Origin of the sequence: Paraburkholderia sp. (genome assembly GCF_036488505.1) — a bacterium.
Classification (GTDB): domain Bacteria; phylum Pseudomonadota; class Gammaproteobacteria; order Burkholderiales; family Burkholderiaceae; genus Paraburkholderia.
Genome location: NZ_DASXHN010000109.1, coordinates 1 through 5740 on the forward strand (window position 1 = coordinate 1; position 5740 = coordinate 5740).

Here is a 5740-nt window from a genome sequence, read left to right on the forward strand (position 1 = left end):
GTAATGAATTTGCTAGAGGGGCTTGGCACGCGCGAAAAGTTACTGCATAATTTCGCCTCTGTTGGGGGCGTTAGCTCAGTTGGTAGAGCAGCGGACTCTTAATCCGTAGGTCGAGTGTTCGAGTCACTCACGCCCCACCAACAAATTTGACAGTAGGAAATCAAGCACTTGCGAGCAACCGCGGTGCTTTTTTTTCGTCTGTAGCTAGCGGGAGCGGCGTCGAAATTGGCCTATGCCGCGAAGTCTGCCGGAATTCGAGAATCCAGACCAAGCATTTCATCAATGTTTTCTGAAGCTTGAAAATGGCGTACATCAGTCAGCGCGGCGCCTACTGGCGCGCCTGGATCCGTCGCCGCGGGTACAAACCGGTTTACCGCACGTTCCGCGAGCAGCCGTAGTCTCCCCACTATCACCACTTCACTCCATAAACGCCGCCAGTTCCTCCGGCTTCCCCCCTAACGGGAACGCTTCCTTGAGGTGTTCGAGGAAGACGGCGACACGAGAGCTCAGTAGTCGCCTCGACGGATACAGCGTCCAAAGATTGATTTCCGGACCATCCACGTCCCCCCAGCTAACCAGAGTGCCGGCCGCCAGATCACGGCTCACAAGCGAAACCGGCAAGCACGCGACGCCCACACCGAGCCGGACTGCATCGCGGACCATCATCAGCGATGACAAATGAGCAACCGGTGTGATCGCAATACGCGACGTTTCAGAGGGCCCCAAAACATTCCAGAATGTTCTCTGATCGTCTATCCCGCGAACGATAGCGGGAACAGCAGAGCCATCCGCAGGCCGTGCCGTACCCGGGCTTGCCGCGACCACCAGCCGATCGCGCAAAAATATCCGTCCGACCAGCCTCTCATCCGGGTCGGGATTGACCCGGATCACCAGGTCGTACCCTTCTTCGACCATGTCCACACCGCGATCCTCGGACGTGACTTCAAGCCGAACCGCCGGGTATTTCAGCGCGAATGTGGCAACCAGCTTGCCCATCGCTATCTGAGAGAAAAGTATCGGCGCGCTGATGCGCAGCCGGCCCTTTGGCTCATCGCTGCCCGATGCGATCGCGCCAACGCTCTCGTCGAGTTCGGCAAGTAGCGCGCCTGTTCTTTCATACAGCGCGCGCCCTTCTTCGGTGAGTTTCAAGCCGCGCGGGCTGCGTTCGAACAGTCGCAACTGCAGGCTGCTCTCCAGTTCGGAAACCCTGCGCGACAGCGTCGCTTTAGGACGCCCCGTCGCTCGAGCAGCGAGACCAAAGCCCTGATACCGGGCCACCAGACTGAAATCGGCAAGAGCCAGCAAATCCATGCGTTCCATCCACGAGACAGAGTGTCTATTTATAGCAGCTTGTGGACCACAGGCGAACCACTTATCTTGGAGACGTACCAACCAACCACGGAGTGAACATCATGACTATCCTCGTTACTGGCTCTACCGGCCGCGTCGGACGCCACGTCGTCGACCAACTCGTCAACCGCGGCGCCGACGTGCGTGTGCTTGTCCGCGATCCCTCAAAGGCCAGCTTTCCCGCCAATGTGTCGGTCGTGCAGGGGGAAATGCTCGACATCGAATCGCTGCGCAGCGCTTTCGCTGGCGTCAGCACGCTGTTTCTGCTCAATGCGGTCGCAGCCGACGAATACACCCAGGCGCTCATTGTCTTGAACATTGCGCGCGACGCGGGCGTTAAGCGGGTCGTCTACCTGTCAGTGATGAACGCGGATCGCTTCGTCAACGTTCCGCATTTCGCTGTCAAGTCCGGTGCCGAACAGATGCTCAAAGCGATGGACTTCAGCGCGACGATATTGCGTCCGGCCTACTTCATCGAAAACGACATCATGGTCAAGGACGTCATCCTCAACCACAGCCTCTATCCGATGCCGATCGGCAGCAAGGGTGTCGCGATGGTCGACACGCTCGACATTGCGGAGGTCGCCGCGATCGAGCTGATCCGCCGCGACCAGGCTGCGGGCAACCTGCCGATCGAAACGATTAATCTCGTTGGCCCTGACACGCTGACTGGCCCGGCTGTGGCTGACATCTGGACCAAGGTTCTTGGCCGCTCCGTGGCTTATGGCGGCGACGATCCGACGGCGTTCCAGCAGAACCTGGAGAACTTCATGCCGAAATGGATGGCCTATGAAATGCGCGTGATGGCTGAGCGTTTTGTCAGCGACGGCATGGTGCCCGAGGACGGCGACGTTGAGCGTCTGGTGAAGCTCGTCGGCCGTCCGCTGCATTCATATCGCGAATTCGCCGCGGGGCTCGCAGGTTGAATCTGGTTATCGGCACCCTCGCGACCCAGGCGGCCGGGCTTCCGCGATGGCTAGTCGGCGGCGTCGTTGGCCTCGGTTATGCGCATGGCCGTCTGCTCACTCAAAATTTGCCTGGTGTTCGTCAAACTTTTTGCCGGGCGTGACGCGCATCGCGACGATGAAAGCGGCGGCTGAAACCAGCGACACCATCAGTACGGTCCATTCGACCGGTACATAGCTGCCGCCGGCCGTCCAGATCGCCGCAGCCGAAATCGGTGCGACGCCCTTGGCGATGTTCGAGGGCATCGATAGCAGTCCGCTCACCGCTCCGTAACCTTCCGTCCACATCAGGTCTTGCACGATCGTCCCACGCAAGATCGTCATCATCCCGTTCGCACCGCCGTAGACGACTGCGAACAGAATCAATAACGCCGGGGACGTGCCTGCGTACATCAAAACAAGAACCGACGCCGGAAATGCCGTCGTGATCACCATGCCGACAATCGAAGGACGGACGTTACGGCCAATCGTGAACCAGAGCACGCGCGCGAGAACTTGCGCCGGACCAATGACGGCCATCGTAGTCAGCATCAGTTCCGGCGAGACCCTGCGTTCCGTCATCAGCGGCACCAGGTGGAAGGTTAGCGCCGCGAATGTCGCATAGTAAGCGGTGAAACACACAGCCAACGCCCAGAACGTCGGCGTTCGCAGAGCACGCCCGGTTGCTGCCGCATTGGTCGCCTTCAGCGCGGCCTTGTAGTCCCGATCGTCTTCGCGCGGCGCATCGCGACCGATTGCGAACAAATGGATCGGTAAGCAGATAGCCAGATTGAAGCCGGCTAGCGCAAGAAGCGCGTCTCGCCATTGGAGACGATCGAGCAGAACCTGCGTCAGCGGGATGAAGACGGTACTGGCGAAACCGGCGACCAGCGTGACGAACGTTATCTTCGTGCGAAAGCTGCGAGGAAAGTCCCGCGTGATCACGGCGAAAACCGGATCGTAAAGCGTCGCGGCCATCGCGACACCGAGGCCGATCCAGACAACGAACAGCGTGACGAGGCTATGTGCGTGCGACCACAGCACCAACATCGCCGCGGCCAGCACGGTCCCACAGACCATCACGCGCCGGCCGTGGCCGTGATCGATCCACGTTCCGACCGGATAAGCCGCCAATCCCGAGATCAGCAGGCCAACCGACAGTGCCGCGTTAGTCGCGGTCCGGCTCCATCCCATCGCACTTTCCATCGGCACGACGAAAAGCGAGAACGCGTAGTAAATCGAACCCCAGGAGACAAGCTGCGCAATGGCGAGCGCCCATGTCGCGATAGCTGCGCGAGCGCCACCGCGGTCACTCCGTTTCGTCGTCAGCGTCCGCATTGGCATTGACCATTTCCTGATTCATGGCGGCGGCTGCCAGTGTCGTCGCAAGGTGCGGGTGCGCTTCCTTTCGCTCACTGTAGCGATCGGTCAGATAGTCGGACCGGTCACGCACCAGCAGCGTGAACTTGTACAGCTCCTCCATCACGTCGACGACGCGATCGTAATAGGCAGAGGGTTTCATCCGGCCGTTTGCGTCGAACTCCTGCCACGCTTTTGCCACTGACGACTGATTCGGGATGGTCACCATACGCATCCACCGGCCGAGAATGCGCAGCGCGTTGACGGCATTGAACGATTGCGAACCGCCGCACACCTGCATCACCGCCAGCGTGCGACCTTGCGTGGGGCGAACGCCGCCGCTTTCGAGCGGCAGCCAGTCGATCTGATTCTTGAATACCGCCGTCATGGTGCCGTGACGTTCGGGGCTGCACCACACCTGCCCTTCTGACCACTCCGAGAGTTTGCGCAGCTCGACGACCTTTGGATGATCGGCCGGCACGCTGTCCACGAGCGGCAAGCCGCGCGGATCGAATATCCGCGTATCCGCGCCGAAGTGACGCAAGATGCGTTCGGCTTCGAGCGTGAGAAGCTGGCTGTACGAGGTGGCGCGCAACGAGCCGAACAGCAGAAGAATTCGCGGTGCGTGTCTCGCAACCGTGCGAGGTTCGAGCTTGCGCAGATCGGGCGTGTCGAGGTGCGGCGCGCTAACGTTCGGGAGGTCCTGCATCATTAGAGAAGCCTCCTTCGTTCGCTATCGACGACCTGCTCCCCGTCTTCTTTCGTGAATGAACCTTTCTGCTGGGCGGGCAGGATGTCGAGAACCAGCTCGGAGGGCCGGCACAGACGCACGCCAAGCGGCGTGACGACAAACGGGCGATTGATGAGGACCGGATGCTCCAGCATTGCGTCGAGCAACTGCTCATCGCTCAACGATGGCTCCGCGAGCCCGAGTTCGGCATAGGGCGTGCCCTTCTCGCGCAGCGTGGCGCGCACAGTGAGATGCGCGCGCTCGATCAGATCCTTCAGCGTGGCTCGATCGGGCGGGTTTTTCAGATACTCGATCATCTCCGGCTCGATACCGGCGTTGCGAATCATTGCCAATGTGTTGCGCGAGGTGCCGCAATCCGGGTTGTGATAGATGGTGACGCTCATACACTTTGTCCTTTAGCCCTATGGTTTGCCTCGTACCAGTGCTGTGAACGATTGACGATGCCGACCACCAGCAGCATCGCCGGCACTTCGATCAGCACGCCGACCACCGTGGCAAGCGCGGCGCCCGAATGAAATCCAAACAGGCTGATCGCCGTGGCCACCGCCAACTCGAAGAAATTGCTTGCGCCGATCAAACTCGACGGGCCAGCGACGCAATGCGCGACGCCAAGCCGCCGATTGAGCAGATAAGCCACACTGGAATTGAAGAACACCTGAATCAGAATCGGCACCGCGAGCATCGCGATCACCAACGGTGCGATGACGATCGCCTGTCCCTGGAACGCGAACAGCAACACGAGAGTCGCGAGCAATGCACCGATCGAATAGGGACCGAGACGGGCAACCGCATGCCGGAAATGCGCGTCGCCCCGGATAAGCAGCTTGCGGCGCAGCAGTTGCGCGAGGATGACGGGAATAACAATGTACAGACCGACCGAAATGATCAGCGTATCCCACGGCACCGTGATGGCCGACAGGCCGAGCAGCAGCGCGACGAGCGGTGCGAACGCAACGATCATGATCGCGTCGTTGAGCGCGACTTGCGATAGCGTGAAATACGGATCGCCCTTGCAGAGTTGCGACCAGACGAACACCATCGCCGTGCAGGGCGCTGCAGCCAGCAGGATCAGGCCGGCGATGTAGCTGTCGAGCTGATCGGCGGGAAGCCATGGCGCGAACACATGGCGAATGAAGACCCAGCCGAGCAGCGCCATCGAGAACGGTTTGACGAACCAGTTCACGAACAGCGTGACGCCGATGCCGCGCCACTGGCTTTTGACCTGTGTCATCGCCGCGAAGTCAATCTTGACCAGCATCGGGATGATCATCACCCAGATGAGCACGCCGACCGGAAGATTGACCTGTGCCACTTCCATGCGGCCGATTGCCTGGAA

At 60.2% G+C, this 5740-nt stretch carries 6 protein-coding genes and 1 tRNA gene; 2 read left to right on the forward strand and 5 right to left on the reverse strand.

Annotated features, from left to right (window positions below; genetic code table 11):
- Positions 1-64: 64 nt before the first annotated feature.
- A tRNA-Lys gene (locus VGH68_RS06005) sits at positions 65-140 on the forward strand.
- Positions 141-417: 277 nt separating this feature from the next.
- Here the strand turns inward: VGH68_RS06005 and VGH68_RS06010 are convergent.
- Complete coding sequence (locus tag VGH68_RS06010) at positions 418-1311, reverse strand: LysR family transcriptional regulator (protein WP_331602620.1); 894 nt, start codon at positions 1309-1311, stop codon at positions 418-420.
- A gap of 101 nt (positions 1312-1412) precedes the next feature.
- Between VGH68_RS06010 and VGH68_RS06015 the strand changes: the two genes are divergently transcribed.
- Positions 1413-2276, forward strand: coding sequence for an SDR family oxidoreductase (locus VGH68_RS06015; protein WP_331602625.1), 864 nt, complete (start codon positions 1413-1415; stop codon positions 2274-2276).
- A 96-nt stretch (positions 2277-2372) separates the two neighbouring features.
- Here the strand turns inward: VGH68_RS06015 and VGH68_RS06020 are convergent, their stop codons facing one another.
- The 4 genes from VGH68_RS06020 to arsB form a co-directional block, all read right to left on the reverse strand.
- Positions 2373-3638: an MFS transporter gene (locus VGH68_RS06020; protein ID WP_414696904.1), complete on the reverse strand. Its 1266-nt coding sequence runs from the start codon at positions 3636-3638 to the stop codon at positions 2373-2375.
- Positions 3604-4365, reverse strand: a complete 762-nt coding sequence (arsH, locus tag VGH68_RS06025) for an arsenical resistance protein ArsH (RefSeq protein WP_331602621.1) — start codon at positions 4363-4365, stop codon at positions 3604-3606. Before arsH ends, VGH68_RS06020 begins: the two co-directional genes overlap by 35 nt.
- On the reverse strand, positions 4365-4787 hold the full coding sequence (gene arsC, locus VGH68_RS06030) for an arsenate reductase (glutaredoxin) (protein ID WP_331602623.1): 423 nt from the start codon (positions 4785-4787) through the stop codon (positions 4365-4367). The genes arsH and arsC overlap by 1 nt, the downstream gene beginning before the upstream one ends.
- A partial coding sequence (gene arsB / locus VGH68_RS06035; protein WP_331602624.1) for an ACR3 family arsenite efflux transporter occupies positions 4784-5740 on the reverse strand: 957 nt, incomplete at its 5' end. The genes arsB and arsC, both read right to left, overlap by 4 nt.

Bases quoted from the DNA above. Each gene is read 5' to 3' on its own strand.
- arsC (WP_331602623.1), bottom strand. From the start codon at position 4,787: ATGAGCGTCACCATCTATCACAACCCGGATTGCGGCACCTCGCGCAAC.
- arsH (WP_331602621.1), bottom strand. From the start codon at position 4,365: ATGATGCAGGACCTCCCGAACGTTAGCGCGCCGCACCTCGACACGCCC.
- VGH68_RS06010 (WP_331602620.1), bottom strand. From the start codon at position 1,311: ATGGATTTGCTGGCTCTTGCCGATTTCAGTCTGGTGGCCCGGTATCAG.
- VGH68_RS06020 (WP_414696904.1), bottom strand. From the start codon at position 3,638: ATGCCAATGCGGACGCTGACGACGAAACGGAGTGACCGCGGTGGCGCT.
- VGH68_RS06015 (WP_331602625.1), top strand. From the start codon at position 1,413: ATGACTATCCTCGTTACTGGCTCTACCGGCCGCGTCGGACGCCACGTC.